This is a genomic window from Methylobacterium sp. J-072 (assembly GCF_022829425.1).
In the GTDB taxonomy this organism is placed as follows: domain Bacteria; phylum Pseudomonadota; class Alphaproteobacteria; order Rhizobiales; family Beijerinckiaceae; genus Methylobacterium.
The window spans coordinates 135,324-152,766 of record NZ_JAKSYK010000083.1 but is presented as its reverse complement, the minus strand read 5'-3'; the positions used below and the strand labels follow the sequence as shown (position 1 = coordinate 152,766).

20 protein-coding genes are annotated in these 17,443 nt (G+C 67.1%); 11 read left to right on the top strand and 9 right to left on the bottom strand.

The annotated features are described in order from the left end of the window. Positions 1-594: 594 nt before the first annotated feature. Positions 595-1,323: a Crp/Fnr family transcriptional regulator gene (locus tag MKK67_RS08975; protein WP_243963517.1), complete on the top strand. Its 729-nt coding sequence runs from the start codon at positions 595-597 to the stop codon at positions 1,321-1,323. A gap of 163 nt (positions 1,324-1,486) precedes the next feature. On the opposite strand, the gene MKK67_RS08970 is transcribed toward MKK67_RS08975, so the two are convergent. Further along, on the bottom strand, positions 1,487-1,990 hold the full coding sequence (locus MKK67_RS08970; protein ID WP_243963515.1) for a GNAT family N-acetyltransferase: 504 nt from the start codon (positions 1,988-1,990) through the stop codon (positions 1,487-1,489). Between the two features lie 235 nt (positions 1,991-2,225). Here MKK67_RS08970 and MKK67_RS08965 point away from each other — a divergent pair, with 235 nt between their 5' ends. Together MKK67_RS08965 and MKK67_RS08960 are read left to right on the top strand one after the other, a co-directional pair. Next, positions 2,226-2,741 carry a MarR family winged helix-turn-helix transcriptional regulator gene (locus tag MKK67_RS08965; RefSeq protein WP_243963513.1) on the top strand — a complete coding sequence of 172 codons (516 nt, stop codon included), beginning with the start codon at positions 2,226-2,228 and terminating at the stop codon, positions 2,739-2,741. A 1-nt stretch (position 2,742) separates the two neighbouring features. Continuing rightward, positions 2,743-3,117, top strand: coding sequence for an antibiotic biosynthesis monooxygenase family protein (locus tag MKK67_RS08960; protein ID WP_243963512.1), 375 nt, complete (start codon positions 2,743-2,745; stop codon positions 3,115-3,117). A 14-nt stretch (positions 3,118-3,131) separates the two neighbouring features. On the opposite strand, the gene MKK67_RS08955 is transcribed toward MKK67_RS08960, so the two are convergent. Beyond that, positions 3,132-4,328, bottom strand: coding sequence for an MFS transporter (locus MKK67_RS08955; protein WP_243963511.1), 1,197 nt, complete (start codon positions 4,326-4,328; stop codon positions 3,132-3,134). Between the two features lie 62 nt (positions 4,329-4,390). Between MKK67_RS08955 and MKK67_RS08950 the strand changes: the two genes are divergently transcribed. Beyond that, positions 4,391-5,191: a helix-turn-helix domain-containing protein gene (locus tag MKK67_RS08950; RefSeq protein WP_243963510.1), complete on the top strand. Its 801-nt coding sequence runs from the start codon at positions 4,391-4,393 to the stop codon at positions 5,189-5,191. 38 nt (positions 5,192-5,229) lie between these two features. Here MKK67_RS08950 and MKK67_RS08945 read toward each other — a convergent pair whose 3' ends face one another. Further along, the gene (locus tag MKK67_RS08945; protein WP_243963509.1) at positions 5,230-5,766 is read right to left on the bottom strand and encodes a DUF2059 domain-containing protein; all 537 of its coding nucleotides are present in this window, start codon (positions 5,764-5,766) and stop codon (positions 5,230-5,232) included. 411 nt (positions 5,767-6,177) lie between these two features. Here MKK67_RS08945 and MKK67_RS08940 point away from each other — a divergent pair, with 411 nt between their 5' ends. Beyond that, complete coding sequence (locus MKK67_RS08940; protein ID WP_243963508.1) at positions 6,178-6,441, top strand: NIPSNAP family protein; 264 nt, start codon at positions 6,178-6,180, stop codon at positions 6,439-6,441. Between the two features lie 114 nt (positions 6,442-6,555). Here the strand turns inward: MKK67_RS08940 and MKK67_RS08935 are convergent, their stop codons facing one another. From MKK67_RS08935 to MKK67_RS08910, 6 genes are all read right to left on the bottom strand, one after another. Then, complete coding sequence (locus tag MKK67_RS08935) at positions 6,556-7,611, bottom strand: helix-turn-helix domain-containing protein (RefSeq protein ID WP_243963507.1); 1,056 nt, start codon at positions 7,609-7,611, stop codon at positions 6,556-6,558. A gap of 189 nt (positions 7,612-7,800) precedes the next feature. After that, the gene (locus MKK67_RS08930; RefSeq protein WP_243963505.1) at positions 7,801-8,064 is read right to left on the bottom strand and encodes a hypothetical protein; all 264 of its coding nucleotides are present in this window, start codon (positions 8,062-8,064) and stop codon (positions 7,801-7,803) included. A 614-nt stretch (positions 8,065-8,678) separates the two neighbouring features. Then, positions 8,679-9,782: a microcin C ABC transporter permease YejB gene (locus MKK67_RS08925; protein WP_243963504.1), complete on the bottom strand. Its 1,104-nt coding sequence runs from the start codon at positions 9,780-9,782 to the stop codon at positions 8,679-8,681. 7 nt (positions 9,783-9,789) lie between these two features. Further along, a complete protein-coding gene (locus MKK67_RS08920) occupies positions 9,790-11,652 on the bottom strand; it encodes an extracellular solute-binding protein (RefSeq protein ID WP_243963567.1) in 1,863 nt (620 codons plus the stop codon). 89 nt (positions 11,653-11,741) lie between these two features. Continuing rightward, positions 11,742-13,664 carry an extracellular solute-binding protein gene (locus MKK67_RS08915; RefSeq protein WP_243963503.1) on the bottom strand — a complete coding sequence of 641 codons (1,923 nt, stop codon included), beginning with the start codon at positions 13,662-13,664 and terminating at the stop codon, positions 11,742-11,744. A 333-nt stretch (positions 13,665-13,997) separates the two neighbouring features. Further along, positions 13,998-14,735 carry a trypsin-like serine protease gene (locus MKK67_RS08910; protein WP_243963502.1) on the bottom strand — a complete coding sequence of 246 codons (738 nt, stop codon included), beginning with the start codon at positions 14,733-14,735 and terminating at the stop codon, positions 13,998-14,000. 28 nt (positions 14,736-14,763) lie between these two features. Between MKK67_RS08910 and MKK67_RS08905 the strand changes: the two genes are divergently transcribed. The 6 genes from MKK67_RS08905 to MKK67_RS08880 all read left to right on the top strand — a co-directional run bounded on the left by MKK67_RS08905 (position 14,764) and on the right by MKK67_RS08880 (position 17,343). Further along, positions 14,764-15,324 (top strand): hypothetical protein, encoded by a 561-nt coding sequence (locus MKK67_RS08905; protein WP_243963501.1) that lies wholly within the window; start codon positions 14,764-14,766, stop codon positions 15,322-15,324. Positions 15,325-15,365: 41 nt separating this feature from the next. After that, entirely contained in the window at positions 15,366-15,719 is a 354-nt protein-coding gene (locus tag MKK67_RS08900; protein WP_243963500.1) for a head-tail adaptor protein, read from the top strand. Then, positions 15,716-16,132, top strand: a complete 417-nt coding sequence (locus tag MKK67_RS08895; RefSeq protein ID WP_243963499.1) for a DUF3168 domain-containing protein — start codon at positions 15,716-15,718, stop codon at positions 16,130-16,132. Before MKK67_RS08900 ends, MKK67_RS08895 begins: the two co-directional genes overlap by 4 nt. Before the next feature lie 237 nt (positions 16,133-16,369). Next, positions 16,370-16,780: a phage major tail protein, TP901-1 family gene (locus tag MKK67_RS08890; protein WP_243963498.1), complete on the top strand. Its 411-nt coding sequence runs from the start codon at positions 16,370-16,372 to the stop codon at positions 16,778-16,780. Positions 16,781-16,783: 3 nt separating this feature from the next. Next, complete coding sequence (locus MKK67_RS08885) at positions 16,784-17,116, top strand: gene transfer agent family protein (RefSeq protein WP_243963497.1); 333 nt, start codon at positions 16,784-16,786, stop codon at positions 17,114-17,116. A 5-nt stretch (positions 17,117-17,121) separates the two neighbouring features. Next, the gene (locus MKK67_RS08880; protein WP_243963496.1) at positions 17,122-17,343 is read left to right on the top strand and encodes a phage tail assembly chaperone; all 222 of its coding nucleotides are present in this window, start codon (positions 17,122-17,124) and stop codon (positions 17,341-17,343) included. Positions 17,344-17,443 lie beyond the last annotated feature (100 nt).

Sequence of the window (17,443 nt, the reverse complement as noted above, 5' to 3'; positions counted from 1 at the left end):
GCTTTCGAAATGTAAGAATTTTACATTCAGATCTCCGCATTCTGAAGTATTGTATTTTAATTACCGTTTTGCAACTCGATTTACAGTGATAAGACGCTTTCGTCGCCATTGCGACGTGATTTATCGATCGAGATCCCGAAATGGATATGAAAACCCCGAACGCCTTGAATGCGCTGGCCCCCGCTCGGACGTCGGGGAGGCTCGATGATCTGGCGGCGGTGCTAGGCTGTTCGACGGATCTGTTCTTTGAGGCACCCGATGGCCCTTCGGTCGGCCACACGGCTCAGCTTCTGCAGATGTGGCTCGCGATCCGAGCCCCCGAGGATCGACGGGCTGTCTTCGCGTGTGTCCAAGAAATTCTGAAGGCACAATCCGACAATTTCGGCCGAAAATAGATAAAAAATATCCGACGCGCGTTATCGATCGGCTCGAATGTGGGAAATATTCTCGGATGGGTCCTGTAAAACTCACACGCCATTTCAGCAACACTTGCGGTAACGAGGGAAAAAACCATATCGAGACGATCGCCGGCCATGATTCGGGCGCTGGTGATTGAGGGACGCTGTGTGCTCTTGCCCGTAGCAGGCGAGCAATATGGCTTCCCCTCACCAATCGGACGTGCGCAACCGCCTCCTCCGGGTGCTTCTCCCGGAGGATTTCGCGGCGCTGCAGCCGGCGCTGCATCTCGAGGAGATGCGTCTGCGCCACGTGCTGATCTCCTCTCATACGACGATTGAGGCGGTCCACTTCCCGGAGGTGGGCTTCGTCTCGATCACCAACGACGAGCCCAGCGGCCGGGTCGAGATCGGTCTGATCGGCCGGGAGGGTCTGGTCGGCGCCGCCCCGATCCTGCTCGACGACGACCGCAGCCCGCATACCCACTTCGTGCAGATGGCCGGGCACATGCTGAGCCTCGACGTGGCGGTGCTGCGGACCGAGGTGGCCCTGCGCCCGGCCCTGCGCCGGCTGCTGCATCGCTTCATCCAAGCGCAGTTCGTCCAGACGGCCCAGACAGCCTTCGCTAACGCGCGCGGCAACACGGCGACCCGCCTCGCCCGGTGGTTGCTGATGTGCCACGACCGGGTCGACGGCGACCAGATCACGGTCACGCAGGATTTCATGTCGTTCATGCTGGGCGTCGAGCGCCCGGGCGTGACGGCGGCCCTGCGGACGCTGGAGAAGGACGGTTTCGTGCGGAAGCGCCGCGGCAGCGTCGAAGTCACCGATCGCGATGGGCTGCTCGACTGCGCCGGGGACGGCTACGGCACGGCGGAAACCGAGTACGCGCGCCTGATCGAGGGACGCGTCGAGCCTCAGGTCTAGAACGGGGACAAAGCCCGGGATTCCAAAGGGCTCAGCCCTTTGGCGGGGTTTGGGGCGGAGCCCCCGAGAAACCTTCACGACACCAGGGCTCCGCCCTGGACCCGCAAAAGGGCCCGCCCTTTTGAAACCATGACGTCCTGTGAGGCGCGCGTCGCGCGCGAGTTCAGGTTCGCACCGCCTCGACCAAGCCGGACACGCCCGCGCAGAAGCCGTTCGTCAGTTCCAGCCATAGGAGCCGGGTCGGGTCCACCGGTCCCGGCAGGGTCAGGCGGCCCGGCGGGACCGGGGTGAAGCCGAAGCGGCTGTAATAGGGCGCATCCCCCACCAGGATTACCAAACCGTCGCCCGCCTGCCGGGCGGCCTCGACGCCCGTGCGGGTCAGGGTGCCGCCGATGCCACGACCTGCGAAGCTCGGATCCACGGCCAGGGGGCCGAGCATGACGAAGGGTGTAGGCCCGGTCCGCACCGGCCCCATCCGCACCGAGCCCACCAGAAAACTGCCGACCGAGGCGGTGACGCCGAGATCGATCCGCTCGGCCGCACCTTCGCGCAACCGGTAGGCGGTGCGCGCGAACCGTCCGGGACCGAAGGCCCGGGCCTGGAGCCGCTCGATCGCGGGGGCGTCCTCCGGCCGCTCGGGCCGGATCACGAGGGAGAGTGTGGTCAAGGGCGGGCTCGCGGCTCGGAACCATCGCCGCGTAGCAGCGCCGGCCCGGGGCGGCAAACCGCGCCGCGGGGGGCGACGATGGTGCGGGATCCCCTCGATCCAAGACGGGCCGAAATGCGATGTGGGCAGCCGATGGAGCGTGGCTTCCCGATGGTCCGAAAGGCAGTCCGTCTCCGAAAAATTGACAACGAGTTGTCAATTTGACAGCTCGTTGCGACCACCTATGATCACGAGCATGACGCAAGCGGATCCCTCGTCAGCCAAGCCGGCTGTCCGGCGCCGAGATGCGCTGACGGACCTCGTCATCGACGTGTTCCGGCTCAACGGCGCCCTGCTCGCCTCCGGCGACGCTTTGGTTGCGGATCTTGGATTGACCAGTGCCCGCTGGCAGGTGCTGGGCGCCATCGCGTTCGCGTCGGTCCCGCTCCCGGTGGCGCACATCGCCCGCAACATGGGCCTGACCCGCCAGGCGGTTCAGCGCTCCGTCGACGACATGCGCGCGGACGGTCTCGTCCGCCTGGATCCGAACCCGCACCATCGGCGCGCCATGCTGGTCAGCATGACCGAGCAGGGCGAGGCCGCCTATCAAGCCGCGAGCCGGCGCCAGGAATCCTGGGCCGAGGCCCTGGCCGCCGACCTTCCGCCCGAGCGCATCGAGGCCGCCCGTGATCTGCTGCGCCTGTTGCAGCGTCGCCTCGACAATCCCCCCGCCTCAACCCCCACCGCGCAGAGATTGAAGGAGACTTGTTGAGATGCCGAACCTTATCGAGATGGACCGCACCGTCACGCTGGCCGAGCAGCTCAAGGATGCGGATGCCGGTGGGCCGGTGGTCCTCGTCAACACGTTCGTCGTGCCGCCCGCGGATGCCGAGGGCCTGCTGGCCGCCTGGAGCGCCGACGCCGCGATCATGAAGCGGCAACCGGGCTTCATCTCGACCCAACTGCATCGCGGCATCGCCGGCAGCGGTGCGTTCCTGAACTACGCCGTCTGGGAGTCGGTCGCGCAATTCCGGGCGGCGTTCGCCAACCCGGAATTCCAGGCGCGCCTCGCCGATTACCCGGAGAGCGCGACCGCCAGTCCGCATCTGTTCAGGCCGGTCGCCGTCCCGGGCATCTGCGTCGCGTAAATCCGGCTGGCGGCCTATTCCGCCGCCGCCAGCCTGGTGCGCGGTCCGCCCTGCGTCACCCGCAAAAAGCCGATCGCCGAGAGCCAGATCACCGCGCCGCAGGCGGCTGCGATGCCGAGCACCAGCGCGAAGCCGCCGCGGTCGTGCAGGACCGCGATCGCCGGGACCACGAAGCCGCTGGCGGTGAAGCCGACGAAGTAGCGCACGCTGTAGGCCCGGGCCCGGTAGGCCGGCGGCACGTAGCGGGCGATCATCGCGTCGTTGATCACCACCTGCCCGTAGATCGCCGTCATGGCGAGCATCAGCCCGGCGAGCAGCGGCAGGCCGGTGGAGAGGGCCGCGATCCCGAGGCCCAGGGGCTGCAGCACCGAGAGGGTCACGAACAGGGACGGGAGGCTGAACCGGTCGATCAGCCGGCCCATGGCGAGCTGCATCAGCGCGCCGAACAGGAAGACCACGGTGGCGAGCGAGCCGATCAGCGCCAGCGGCAGGGCGTGGCCGACGCCCTCGTCGATCACCTTGGGCAGGCTGATCGTCGTCAGGTTGAAGGTGACGCCGCCGGCAAAGATCGCCAGGGCGTACAGGGCCATCAGCGCGAAGGGCCGGCTCACCGCGATCGCGGCCGCGCCCCCGGCCTTCTTGCCGCCGGCCTCGCCGTCGCCCGGGACTAGCGCCAGGAAGGCGGCGCCGCAGGCGAGGCAGACGAGGCCCGGCACCACGAAGGCCGCCCGCCAGCCGGCGGTGGTGGCGAGCAGCGCGGTCACCCCCGAGGCCGAAGCGGCGCCGAGATTGCCCCAGACGCCGTTGACGCCGAGGTCGCGCCCGAGCCGGCGCGCATGGGTCACCAGCATGGTCGAGCCGACCGGGTGGTAGATCGCCGAGGCAAGGCCGAGCACGCACAGCCAGAGCGCGAAGCTCAGGGGCGTCGTGGCACTCGCCACCCCCAGGCAGGACAGGCCGTAGCCGAAGAAGAACACCGCCAGCATGGTGCGCCGGCCGAACCGGTCCGCCAGCCAGCCCATCGGCAGCGAACACAGGCCGAAGGCGACGAAGGCACCGGTGGCGAGCCCGATCAGCTCGCCGTAGCCGAGCCCGGTCTGGGCCGCGATGGCGATGACCGCGGTCGGGTAGATCAGCAGCACGAAGTGGTCGAGGGCATGCGCGACGTTGACGAAGCGCAGCGTGCGGCGGGACAGGGTTTCCGAATCCATCACGGCGTATCCTCCGGGATCGTCCCCTGATACCCTGGCCCGATGGAGGTGTCGGGCCGGATATGAATGCGAACGGGCCACTTTTTTCGAGCGGGCAGCCGCGTTTCGGACGCTCGACGGATGCCGCCGACTATCAGGACGTGCCCCGCACCGTCGCGGTGATGCCCAAGACCTACCCAGCCGGGATGCGGCTGGACCGGCATTTCCACCCGCGCGCGCAACTCCTCTACGCCACGGAGGGCCTGATGACGGCCTCGGCCGAGGACGGCACCTGGGTGGTGCCGGAGGGGCACGCGCTCTGGATCCCGCCGCGCCTGCCGCACGCCGTGGCGACCCACGGCGCGGTGGCGATGTGCTCGGCCTATCTCGACCCGGCCGCGGTGTCGGCCTTCCCGGATCGCTGCCGGGTGATCCTGGTCTCGCCCCTGCTCGCCGCGGCGCTCGCGGCGCTGGGGGCGGAGCTGGTTCTGTACGATGAGGCCGGCCGCGGCGGCCACCTCGCCGCCCTGGTGCTCGACGAGATCGGCCGCGCCCCCGAGACGCCGCTCACCCTGCCGCTGCCGCGGGATGCCCGCTTGCGCCGGGTCTGCCTCGGCCTGATCGAGGATCCCGCGGCCGCGGAGGACCTCGACGCCTGGGCCGACCGCGCCGGAGCGAGCCGACGCACCCTGACCCGGCGGTTCCGCACCGAGACCGGGCTCAGCTTTGGTGACTGGCGGGCGCGGGCCCGGGTGATCCGGGCGCTTGCGCTGACTGCCGAGGGCCGCCCGCCGGGGATGGTCGCGGCGGCCGTCGGCTATCGCAGCGCGCAGGCTCTGCGGAGCACCGTGGCACGGGTGCTGGGCGGTGGAGGAACGCCGTAGACCACCCGCGCGGCCTTCGCCCGAACCGGATCAGTCGGTCACTTCGGCTTCGCTTGGCCGCCCGGCCCCCAACCATGGGCCTGGACCGCCTTGACGATCTTGCCCTGCATCTCGGGCGCCACCGCCTGCATCCATTGCTGCATGCCCGCCAGCTGGATCTGGGCGAGTTGCGGCTGGGCGGCCGCGAGGCGCTTGCCGGTGGGCGTGGCGTAGAACGCCGCGATCGCCTGCAGGTCGTCCTTGCTCAGGATCGTCGCAAAGCCCCGGGCCTGGATGTCGAGGAGTTCGTCGTAATGCGCGGACAGGGTCGGCATCACGACCTCTTGGACCAGCACCTGCGCCTTGTCGGGCTCCTTGATGCCGATCTGCTGCATCATGCCGACCATCGGGGCCGCCATCGAGCCGAGCGTGGCGGCGCGATCCCCCTGCATCTGTGCCACCGTCTCCCGGGCGACCTTCAGCAGCGCCGGATCCGGAGCCGCCGCCGGCGCGGGTTTCGGGGCCGGCTGCGCCAGCACCGCGCCGGGCAGCGCGGTTCCGAGACAAAGGCCGACGAGAAGGGTCGAGAGGCGCATGGGTGCTCCGATCACGATCGCCGTACGATCCTGCGTTGCACGGCCCGTGCAGTGCTACCGCAATCGTAGTCGGGATCAATGAGGCTGAAGCTTTGATCGTGACAGGCTGCCTTGAAACGGGCGCGCATGGCCCCGGCGCTTCGCGTTTTGGTGGCGCGGAGGTCGAGCGTCGCCGGAGCATTGGGCGGGCCACTTCACCGGCGTCCCGGGCTCGAAGCCATGTCGGTTGGGGCGGGAGGCGCGGCTGGCATCGACGAGCCTCCAAGCCTGCTCTGTGAGCGCGCGAGGCTATCGTGCCCCTTGCTTGCGGTCGGCCAGGTCTCCGAGCGGGCGCGGGCCTGGGCCGCCGAGGCGGAGGCCGGGACGCTGCTCGGCTTCGAGGCCCCGAGGCGATGACGGCGGAGCGCCCTGATGAGCGCCCCGCGGTTCCACGCGGGCGATCACATCATGGCCCTGACCATGGACAGCGACGCACCGTTCCCGTTCCTGTCGCCAGTGCGGATCGGCTCGCACCACGGCGTGTACGAGATCCGCACCTATCGGCTCAGGCCCGGCGGCCTCGCGCCGACGCTGGCAGCCTGGGAGGCGGCGATCGCGCCGGCCCGGGCCTACACCGCGCATCTCGTGACCAACCTGTACGCCCTCGACGGCGCCCCGCGGATCACGCACATCTGAGCCTTCGCCAGCCGGAAGCTTTGAGTGACTTGGTTTCGATCCGTGAACGCCCATCCGGGCTGCAGCCAACAGCCGTATCGAGAGGCTGGGCAGATGGCAGCATCCGACACTGTGCTATCCGCTGGAAATCGCTTCCACCCGAGGGGGGGTCCACAGAGGTTTTGCTATCACCTGCCTCTGATGGGTGAGCGTTGAAGCAGACGTCGCCATCGTGCCGGCTGACGACTTGAGATGTCGAAATTCAAGTGGGCTGATATCATACCGTTCTTTAAAACGATGAGAGAAATGTGATTGATTTGAGAATCCGCAAGAATAGGAAATATCTCCAATAGACAGGTGTGCGATACTAAGATCGGTCAGCCGTTCTGCTGCGATTTCAAGCCTTCTACGCAATATCCACGCCGACAATTGCTGGCCACGATCGCTAAACAAGCTTTGTAATTGACGTAAGGAAACACCTACGGCGGCAGCTACTTGTGATGGGGCAAGACTTTGATCGGATATATTGCTTTCAATGTATGCTTTGGCATTTTGCACAGCAACTGTGCCCCGCAGAGATTTGGGCGTTTCCATGGCCATGCGTTCCGCTACACTGGCCACAATGAGATCGGAGCCGATCGATGCCAATCGGCTAGCCGCATCGGTCGTCAGTTCATGATTGATCTGAAGCAAATTCCGAAAAAATGATGCAACAAGGGTAGACGTAGGCGCATCTTTCATGCTGAGTGCCACAAAATTACGAGCAGATCCTAATTGATACTCGATTTTATTTCGAGGTATTTGAACAATTAGGTGTTCAGATTTTTCAAAATGCGTAAATCTGAAGGGCGCGTTTGCATCAACGATCGATATATCGCCGCGCTTCTGAATAAATGTGCGATCATATTGGGTTACTGCGCACCCTCCATCTATCTTTATACTAAAACCGAGCACGTCAGGTTTATTGAGATGGTGCCGGACGGTTTGAGCTGTGGCATCCAGTGTTACTGCGCTTAATGAAACCCGAGTGATATCTAAAAAACTTAAGGCCGTTCCTTTGGCGGAGGCGTCGAAAACATCGTCATTGGTTCGGGTGTGAACCATCGGCATGAAACGCTCATCAGAGAATTCTCGCCAATCTTTATATCGATCTTGTGGTTTTGCGGCCTTTGTGAGGAATAAATCACGCATTTTCGCGCACTCCATCTCAGTAAATCTGGATTTTATATTGATGTAAATCAATAGTTATAGTACTTATTGAATTAATCCACGGTTAGAAGATCGAAAACGATCTGATTTAGGCACAATGAAGAATAGCAGGCAATTATATTTATTAAATCGAATCCGCGATGTGATTATAATTGACTTGACCCTTGTCAGTTATTTGCGGAAATTGCGGTGCGCTGCCTTCGTCTCTGAATGCAAAACCTCGCGCGCGAAAGCGAACACCGCATCTCGACCCTCGGGACTTCTGATCGCGAGCCATACGTGAATCAGTTCCGAGGTGTCCTTCTCCTTGCCCGTGCGAGCTACGTCGAAGAAGCGGTCCGGCTTGCAGCCGAGCGTTCGCGCTAACCGGGCGAGCGTCGCGTCGTTGTTGGTATCCGGTTCCGTGTCGAGGCCCTTGGGCGTCGGCATGTCCATGGAGATCCTCAAAATGGGATGCTGGTTGCCTGTTATTGCAATACATCCTAGCATTGCATTTCCGATTGCGGAAATGTAAGAAAATTACAAAAATAAGAAGCAAGTCAGGATACGTAGTAACGTTGCGTATTATCTACATCTTCCGCCAGATGCAGAATATATAAATATCATTACCACATAGATGCCGCATCGAGTGTGTTCATGTCTGCCAATGCTGCAATCAATGTGTATGACGGGCCGTTTATTGATGCGTTGATCGAAATGCTTTTACTCAGCACATGCATTGAGATCGATTGCCGTAGATTTTACCTAATATATGGTGATGAATAAGACATATATAATATGTTTACCGCAGGTAATGATTCGATAATTCCCACGCGCTCGAAAATAATACTTCTTCGGCGAAGAACGAAGTTAATTGATTGCAATTTAGGTTTGGTGGGAGGCGAAACGTCTACTTTGAAACGAAAAACCAAGGTCCAGTTGCTACCCCTAGCCGAAGTCGGTGGACGGCTGACGAAGGGCCGTTCTCGGGAAGCGCCGACGGCGATGCGATTGGCCACGTTGGGTCGAAACCAGCCCGCACCCAGACCCGATATCGCCCGTTCAGCCCTTCACGTCGCCCGGGCGGAAAAGTCGATCCGCGGGTCGATCCAGACGTAGATCAGGTCCGAGAGCAGGTTCACCGCCAGCCCGAGCAGGGAGAAGATGTAGAGGGTCGCGAACACCACCGGATAGTCGCGCCCCACGATCGACCGGAACGACAATTCGCCGAGGCCGTCGAGGGAGAAGATCGTCTCGATCAGCAGTGAGCCGGTGAAGAAGGCCGAGATGAACGCGCCCGGGAAGCCGGCGATCACGATCAGCATGGCGTTGCGGAAGACGTGGCCGTAGAGCACGCGGCGCTCGGACAGGCCCTTCATCCGGGCGGTCAGGACGTATTGCTTGCGGATCTCGTCGAGAAAGGAATTCTTGGTGAGCAGCGTCGAAGTGGCGAAGGCGCCGATCACCAGGGCGGTGAGCGGCAGCACCATGTGCCAGGCATAGTCGGTGAGCTTGTGCCAGGTGGAAAAACTCTCCCAGCCCTCGCTGGTCAGGCCGCGCAGCGGGAACCACTGGTAGAATGAGCCGCCCGCGAACAGGATGATCAGCATCAGCCCGAACATGAAGCCCGGGATCGCGTAGCCGATGATCACCACGAAGGAGGTCCAGCGGTCGAACCGCTCGCCATCCTTGACGGCCTTGCGGATGCCCAGCGGGATCGAGATCGCGTAGGACAGCAGCGTCATCCACAGGCCGAGGGAGATCGAGACCGGCAGGCGCTCCTTGATCAGCTGGATGACGGTGACGTCGCGAAAATAGCTGCGGCCGAAATCGAACCTTGCGTAGTCCCAGAGCATCTTGGCGAAGCGCTCCGGGGCTGGCTTGTCGAAGCCGAACTGCTTCTCCAGCTTGGCGATGAAGTCCGGGCTCAGGCCCTGCGCGCCACGATAGCGGGAATTGCCGTCTCCGCCCCCTGCGGACCGGCCGCCGCCGCCGAGATCGCCGGCCCCGCCGGTGACCCGCGATAGGGCGCCGTCGCCCTGGCCCTTCATCTGCGACAGCACCCGTTCCACCGGACCGCCGGGGGCGAATTGCACGATGGTGAAGGTGATCAGCATGATCCCGAACAGGGTCGGGATCATCAGGCCGATGCGGCGCAGGATGTAGCCGAGCATACTGGTTCTAGTCCCGCCCGATCCGCTTGGCCTTGTCGGCCTCGTACCACCAGGTGCCGGGGGCGCCGAGGTCGTATTTGGGCGGGTTCGCGGTGCGGCCGTAGAGGTCCCACAGGGCCAGGCGATGCGCGCCGGAATACCACATCGGCACCCACAGGCGCCGGGCCCGCAGCACCCGGTCGAGCGCTTGACATGCGGTCGTCAGCGCGGCGCGGGACTTAGCATCCGCGATGGCCGTGAGCAGGGCGTCGATGGCCGGGTCGGCCACGCCCGAGAGGTTGTTGGAGCCCGGGGTGGCGGCCGCCCGGGAGCCGTAGAGTTCGCGCAGCTCCGAGCCTGGAGTGACGCCGCCGGCGAAGCGGCGGGACGTGACGTCGAAGTCGAAGTCGTTGACCCGGGCCTGGTACTGCGACGGGTCGACGGTGCGGTGGGTCGCCTTGATCCCGAGCAGCCCGAGATTGCGGATGAACGGCTGGGTCACCGCCTGGAAGACGGGATCGTCGTCCAGGAACTCGATGGACAGGGGTTGGCCGCCCGGCAGCAGGAGGCCGCCGCCTTGGCGGGTGCAGCCGGCCTCGCGCAGCAGCGCGTCGGCGCGCTTGAGCAGCGCCCGGTCCTGGCCGGACCCGTCCGAGACGGGCGGCGTCCACGCTTCGGCGAACACCTCCGGGGGGAGATCCTTGAACGGCTCCAGCAGGGCGAGCTCCTCGGCCGAGGGCTTGCCGGTGGCCTTGAGGTCGGAATTCTCGAAGAACGAAGCGGTGCGCGTGTAGGCGCCGTACATCAGGTTGCGGTTCGACCATTCGAAGTCGAAGCACAAGCCGATCGCCTCGCGGATGCGCGGATCGCGGAACGGCGCGCGGCGGGTGTTGATCCACCAGCCCTGCGTGCCGCTGGGCCGCGCATCCGGCACGGTCTGGCGGATCACGCGGCCCTCGGTGGCGGCGGGAAAGTCGTAGCCGGTGGCCCAAACCCGGGCGGTGAACTCCTCGCGAAACGTGAAGGCGCCGCTCTTGAACGCCTCGAAGGCCACGGTGCGATCGCGGAAATACTCGTAGCGGATCGCGTCGAAATTGTTCTGCCCGGCCGTCACGGCGAGGTCCGCCGCCCAGTAATCCGGGACCCGGTCCAGACCGATGGAGCGGCCGGGATCGACCGCGCCGACCCGATAGGGGCCGGAGCCGAGCGGCGCCTCGAGGCTCGACGCCTCGAAGTCGCGGGCACCGTAATAGGCAGCGGAAAAGATCGGCAGCTGGGCCACGAACAGCGGCAGGTCCCGGGCGCGGCCCTCCGCGAAGGTGACGACGAGGGTGTCGTCGCCCTCGGCCCGGGCGTCGGTCATCGGCCGGATCACCTCGGCGATCGACGGATGGCCCTTGTCGCGCAGGAGCTTGAGGCTGAAGGCGGCGTCCCGGGCGGTGAGCCGCGAGCCGTCGTGGAAATGGGCCTGGGGGCGCAGCGCGAAGGTGTAGGTCAGGCCGTCGGGGCTCACCGTGACGGCCCGCGCCACCAGCCCGTAGACCGCATCCGGCTCGTCGAGCGCGCGGACCATCAGGCTGTCGAAGGTTCGGTCCAGCCCGGCCGCACCGTCGCCGCGCAGCACGTAGATGTTGAGCGTGTTGAAGGTGTTGAGCGACTGGTTGCCGATCGTCCCGGGGAGCTGCGTCGAGAACCGGCCGCCTTTCGGGGCGATCGGGTTCACGTAGTCGAAATGCGCGAAGCCGGGGGCGTATTTCAGCTCGCCGAAGCTCGACAGGCCGTGGCGCTCCTCGCCGGCTGCCCAGGCGGGACGGATCGCCGCGAGGGCGCCGGCACCGAGGACGAGGCCGCGCCGGCTCGGCCGCCAGGGGCGGCGAGAGCCGCTCTCGATCGCGTTGCAATCGAGAGCGGCTCTCGATCCTTGGTCTGACGCACGCACTTGCGCCGAACCGGTATCCACTTCGGCGGTGAGCGCTTTCGTCAACGCGGGGCTCCGGTCTTGGCGGCCAGTTTTTCGTCGTACCACCACGTCGTCGGGAATCCGGAGCCGGCGTAGCGCGGCAGGATTGCCGGATGGCCGAACCGGTTCCAGCGCAGGGTGCGCTGCTCGCTGGCCGACCATTGCGGCACGACGTAATCGTGGGCGAGCAGCACCCGGTCCAGCGCCCGGGTGGCGGCGACCAGGCCGGCCCGGTCGGGCGCGTAGATCACCTTCTCGATCAGCGCGTCGATGCCGGGATCCTTGATCCCGATCAGGTTGCGCGAGCCCGGCTTGTCGGCCGCCGCCGAGCCCCAGAACTCGCGCTGCTCATTGCCCGGCGAGAGCGACTCGCCCCACACGTTGCCGACGATATCGAAATCGAAATCGCGGATCCGGTTCTGGTATTGGGCCGCATCGATCACCCGCAGGGTGGCGTCGATGCCGATCAGCTTGAGCTGCGCCGAGAAGGGCAGGATCACCCGCTCGAAGGCGTTCTGGAACTCGAGGAACTCGACCGTCAGCGGTTCACCGGTGGCCTTGTTGACCATCTTGCCGCCGCGCAGCTCGTAGCCGGCCTCGCGCAGCAGCCCGACGGCCTCGCGCAGGTTTTTCCGCACGGCGTCCTGGGTCTCGTTCACTGGGTTGGCATAGGGCGTGGTGAAGACCGAAGCCGGGATCTTGTCCTTGACGCTCTCCAGGATCGCCTTCTCCTCGCCCTCCGGCAGGCCCGCGGAGGCGAGCTCCGAGCCGAAGAAGTAGGAGTTGATCCGCTTGTATAGACCGTAGAACAGGGCCTTGTTCATTTCCTCGAAGTTCAGGGCCAGGTTGAACGCCCGGCGGACCCGCGGATCCTTGAACTTGTCCCTGCGGGTGTTGAACGCGAAGGCCTGCATGATGCCCGTACCGCGCTCCGGGAACGCCTCCTTGATCAGGCGCCCCTCCCTCACGGCCGGGAAGTCGTCGTAGGCGGTGGCCCAGTTGCGGGCGATGTTCTCGGCCCGGAAGTCGTAGAGGTCGCCCTTCAGGGCCTCGACCAGCACGGTGCCATCGCGAAAGTACTCGAAGCGCTCGGTGTCGAAGTTGTAGCGCCCGGCATTCACCGGCAGGTCCTTGCCCCAATAGTCCGGCACGCGGGTGTAGGTGACGCTGCGGCCGGGCTCGAACTTGGCGAGCCGGTAGGGGCCGGAGCCGAGCGGCGGCTCCAGGGTGGTCTCGGTGGGGCTGCGCGGCTTGCCGTTGGCGTCCTTAGCCTCCCACCAATGCTTGGGCAGGACGCGCAGCTGGCCGATCACCTGCGGCAGCTCGCGGTTGCCCTTCTCGGTGAACGTGAAGGTCACCTCGTGCGGGCCGGTCGCCTCGGCCTTGGCGACCGTCTGGTAGTAGGCGGCGTAGAACGGGGAGTTGGCCTTCAGCACGCCGTAGGACCAGACCACGTCCTCGGGGGTGATCGGCTTCCCGTCATGCCAGCGCGCGTTCTCGCGCAGGCGATACGAGACCGAGCCGAGATCGGGAGCGATCCGCACCGCCTCGGCCAGAAGGCCATAGGAGGTGAACGGCTCGTCCGAGGATTCGGTCATCAGCGTATCGTAGATCTGCTGAACCCCGTTCTCGAGATCGCCCTTCAGGCCGGCGACCACGATGTTGAAGTTGTCGAAGCCACCTTGCGCGCCCATCCGCACGAGGCCGCCCTTCGGTGCATTGGGGTCGGCATAGTCGAAATGCTTGAAGTCGGAGCCGTATTTGGGCTCGCCCATCAACGTGATCGCGTGGGTCCACTGGCCGGTGGCGGCCGGCATCGCGGCCGGTTCCTGCGCCCGGGCCGGGGCGAACTGGAGGCAGGCGACGACGAGCGTCGCGGCGAGGAGGCGTCCAGTCACGGGCAGGCTGTCTCCATGTCGGCGCACCAGGCGGTGCGGGGGCATTCGGGATCGACCAAGCTCGGTCTTAGGCCGGGTACGGGCCGGGCGTCGAGGTTGCATGTTTGTCGGTCGGTGCGCGAGCGTGTCCTGACGCGCCACACGGGGCTTTTTCGACGGGGGGCCGGATCCGCGCGTGTCTCCCTCCCCCCTCTGCGGGGGAGGGAGGCCCGCGAAGCGGGTCGGGAGAGGGGCAGCGCGACGTTGCAGGATGTAGCAGCTGCGATCAAAGCCCCTTTATCGGAAACCGCGCTCCCCCCTCCCGACCCCTGCTGACGCAGGGGCCACCCTCCCCCGCAAAGGGGGGAGGGAAGGCGCGTGTCAGTCAAGCATGCCAACCTAACGGCCCCACCGCGCAGTCCGGCCCCACCCCGCCAGCACCCGGTCGATCCAGCCGCGCTGCGGCCCGACCAGGATACCCTGGGTGAGGCCGCCGCACGGGCCGCCGATCCAGGCGGCGAGCGCCAGCACGGCGCCGTCCGGCCCGGCGATCGGGCCGCCGGAATCGCCCTGGCAGCCGCCGCCCGCGTCGCCCTTGAGCCAGACCAGGATGCGGCTCGGCCCGTGGGGCTCGATCACCGGCAAGGCGACGCTGCGATAGGTGCCGGTGGAGCGCGGGTCGCCGGGCCGGGCCGCGCCGTAGCCCGACAGGGTCAGGGACTCGCCGGCCCGCGGCAGCGCCGCGCTCAAGGTGACCGGGGCGAAGAGCGGCGGCAGGGGCGTCGTGGTCCGGATCAGCGCCAGGTCGATGGAGCGCCGCCGCCCCGATGCGGCGCCGGCATCGTAGCCCGGATGCACCGCCCGCGCTGAGACCTCGACCAGGACCGGCGCGCCCGCCGCGTCGCGAAAATGGACCCGGTGTTCCCGCCCGGCGGCGGCGCAATGGGCGGCGGTCAGCACCGTATCGGGGGCGAGCACCAGCCCGGTGCAGACGCCGCCCTTCGAGGACAGGACCATCACGGCCCCGCCGGCCGGCGCCTCCGCGCCGCCGACGATCGCGCCGGCCGGATGGCCCGCGAGCGACAGGACAGCGGCCAGGACGGTGAGGGCCGCCTGGCGGCGCTTCGAGACCGGCATTCGAAACTTCCAGCGAGGGGGCAACGCGATGATCCCGATACGCGCCGACGGGGCCGTGGTCGAGCCGGTGAGCGTCGCCGAGCTGCGGGCCTACCTGCGCCTCGATTCCGACGATGGCGGCACCGAGGACGGGCTGCTCCAGGCCCTGATCACCGCCGCCCGGGCCAGCCTGGAGATCGAGGCGCGCCGGATCCTGGTGCCGGGCCGCTACCGGATCGCCCTCGATGCCTGGCCCGCGAACGGCCGGCTGGCCCTGCCGCTGAGCCCGCTCGCGGCTTTGGTCCGCGTCGGCTTCTCCGATGCCAAGGGCGTCACCGAACTCGCCGCCGGCCTGGTCCGCCTCGGGCCCGACCCGATCGAGGCGCCGGGCCTGCTGATCGACTTGGGCGTGCCGGACCCGGCCGGCCGCACGATCCTGATCGAGGTCGCGGCCGGGTTCGGGGGCGACGGGCCGCCGCTCCCGGCGCCCCTGCGGCTCGCGATCCTGCGGCTCGCCGCCGCCCGCTACGAGCATCGCGGCGACGAGCCGGATGCCGCCCGCACCGACGCTGCCGACCTCGCCGCGCCCTTCCGCCGGATGCGCCTGTGAGCTGGCTTCCCGTCCGATTGCGACCGACCGGAGCAGCCTCGATGGCGACCAATCCGCATCATCCGCCGCTCGGCGCCCGGCGCCGCCGCTTCGTGCTCGAACGGCCCCTGGAGCAGCCCGACGGCTTCGGCGGCGTGCTGCGCCGCTACGTGGCCGGCCCGGTCCTGTGGGGCGCGATCGCCCCGGCGGGCCTCGCCGACCGCCCGGAGGGAGGCCGGACCGACACGCTGCCCGCCTACCGGGTCACCCTGCGCGCCCGGGTCGCCCTCGACCCGACCATGCGGCTCGCCGCCGGCCCCCGCCGCTTCGCGATCCGCGCGGTCAGCGAGCCCGACGCGAAGGGCCGCGACCTGATTTGCCATGTCGAGGAGCTGGCCCGGGAGAGCGCGTCGTGAGCGACCCGAGCCCGCTCCTGGCCCTGCGGGCCGGCCTGATCGCCCGCTTTTCCGGCGATGCCGCCCTCGCGGCCCTGCTCGGCGGAAAAGTCCGGCTCCACGACGAGCCGCCCCGGGGTTCGGTGCCGGTCTACGCCCTGTTCGGCGAGGCCGAGATCGTGGACGATTCCGTCGACGGCGCCGAGCGCCATCGCCACAGCCACGCCATCGCGGTGATCGCCAAGCCCGGCTCGGTCCGTACCGCGCTGGACGCCGCCGAGCGCATGGCCGCGCTGCTGGCCGACGCCGCCCTGCCGCTCCAGGGCTGCCGTCTCGTCACCCTGCGGGTGCGGGCGATCAAGGCGACCCGCGACGCCCGCACCGGCGAGGCGCGGGCCACCCTGACGCTCGAGGCCGTCACCGAAATTCTTTGAGGTGGGCGCGGTGCCTGACACGCACGCCCCCTTTCCCGGACGCCTGGAACGTCCGTGGAAGGCGATCCGGGACCCAGCAGAGAAAGCGCCGCGTCGCGGCATCATCGAGAAGCAACACAGACGCTTCGCGTCGTCTTGTGCTGGATCCCGGGTCGCATTCCGCTCGCGCTCCATGCGCCCGGGAAAGGGCGGTGCGAAACCGGCGACGTTCGATTCATGCGAGCCAGGAGGGAGCCGATGGGCGCACAGAAGGGCAAGGACCTGCTGCTCCGGGCCGGCGACGGCGCGGGCGGCTTCGTGGCGGTGGCGGGCCTGCGCACCCGGCAGATCACCCTCAATGCCGAGACCGTGGACGTCACCAACGCGGATTCCACCGGCCGCTGGCGGGAGCTGCTGGCCGGCGCGGGCGTGCGTCGGGCCGCGATCTCCGGATCCGGCGTGTTCCGCGATCAGGCCTCGGACATTCGGTTGCGGCTGATCTTCTTCGAGGGCGCGATCGAGACCTTCCAGGTGGTCGTGCCGGCCTTCGGGACCCTGGAGGGCCCGTTCCAGATCGCCAGCCTCGAATACCGGGGCGACCATGCCGGCGAGGTCACCTTCGACATCAGCCTCGACTCGGCGGGCGTGCTCGCCTTCACGGCGGCCTGAGCCATGGCCAACCGGATTCGCGGCGAGGTGCCGCTTCAGCTCGCCGGCCAGCGCTACACCCTGTGCCTGACGCTCGGCGCCCTCGCCGAGCTGGAGGGAGCGCTCAAGGCCGGCGACCTCGTCGGCCTGGCCGAGCGCTTCGACGGCGGCCGGGTCTCCGCCCGAGACCTGATCACCCTGCTGGGCGCGGCCCTGCGCGGCGGCGGCCACGCCCTTGACGATGATGCCGTCGGCAAGCTGCCCCTGGCCGGCGGCCTGGAGGCGGTCTCCACCGCCCTGGGCGAGGTCCTCGCCGCCGCCTTCGGGGAGGCGCCGGGCCCCGCAAACCCTCGGTAGAGCCGGTGCCCGACGGTTTTGCGTCGGCGCCGGCTCGAACCTCGGCCTTCCCCTGGGACGACGCCCTGGCGCTCGGCCTCGGCGCGCTCGGCTGGAGCCCGGCCGCCTTCTGGACGGCGACGCCCAAAGAGTTCGCCGCCGCCCTCGGCCGTCGCCGCGGCCCGGAGCCTCTGAGCCGCGACGCGTTCGAGCGCCTGCTCGCCGCTTATCCGGATCCGGGCCGCTGAACGGAACCGGGGCTCCGCCCCGGCACCCCGCCAAAGGGCCGAGCCCTTTGGGATCCCGGGTTTTGGGACCGTGCCGATCTCGACCGCAAAAGAGGCCCGC

Coding starts and splice junctions, on each gene's coding strand:
- MKK67_RS08910 (WP_243963502.1), bottom strand. CDS start 14,735: ATGCCGGTCTCGAAGCGCCGCCAGGCGGCCCTCACCGTCCTGGCCGCT.
- MKK67_RS08960 (WP_243963512.1), top strand. CDS start 2,743: ATGCCGAACCTTATCGAGATGGACCGCACCGTCACGCTGGCCGAGCAG.
- MKK67_RS08915 (WP_243963503.1), bottom strand. CDS start 13,664: ATGCCCCCGCACCGCCTGGTGCGCCGACATGGAGACAGCCTGCCCGTG.
- MKK67_RS08900 (WP_243963500.1), top strand. CDS start 15,366: ATGGCGACCAATCCGCATCATCCGCCGCTCGGCGCCCGGCGCCGCCGC.
- MKK67_RS08890 (WP_243963498.1), top strand. CDS start 16,370: ATGGGCGCACAGAAGGGCAAGGACCTGCTGCTCCGGGCCGGCGACGGC.
- MKK67_RS08885 (WP_243963497.1), top strand. CDS start 16,784: ATGGCCAACCGGATTCGCGGCGAGGTGCCGCTTCAGCTCGCCGGCCAG.
- MKK67_RS08930 (WP_243963505.1), bottom strand. CDS start 8,064: ATGGACATGCCGACGCCCAAGGGCCTCGACACGGAACCGGATACCAAC.
- MKK67_RS08935 (WP_243963507.1), bottom strand. CDS start 7,611: ATGCGTGATTTATTCCTCACAAAGGCCGCAAAACCACAAGATCGATAT.
- MKK67_RS08975 (WP_243963517.1), top strand. CDS start 595: ATGGCTTCCCCTCACCAATCGGACGTGCGCAACCGCCTCCTCCGGGTG.
- MKK67_RS08965 (WP_243963513.1), top strand. CDS start 2,226: ATGACGCAAGCGGATCCCTCGTCAGCCAAGCCGGCTGTCCGGCGCCGA.
- MKK67_RS08945 (WP_243963509.1), bottom strand. CDS start 5,766: ATGCGCCTCTCGACCCTTCTCGTCGGCCTTTGTCTCGGAACCGCGCTG.
- MKK67_RS08905 (WP_243963501.1), top strand. CDS start 14,764: ATGATCCCGATACGCGCCGACGGGGCCGTGGTCGAGCCGGTGAGCGTC.
- MKK67_RS08955 (WP_243963511.1), bottom strand. CDS start 4,328: ATGGATTCGGAAACCCTGTCCCGCCGCACGCTGCGCTTCGTCAACGTC.
- MKK67_RS08950 (WP_243963510.1), top strand. CDS start 4,391: ATGAATGCGAACGGGCCACTTTTTTCGAGCGGGCAGCCGCGTTTCGGA.
- MKK67_RS08940 (WP_243963508.1), top strand. CDS start 6,178: ATGAGCGCCCCGCGGTTCCACGCGGGCGATCACATCATGGCCCTGACC.
- MKK67_RS08925 (WP_243963504.1), bottom strand. CDS start 9,782: ATGCTCGGCTACATCCTGCGCCGCATCGGCCTGATGATCCCGACCCTG.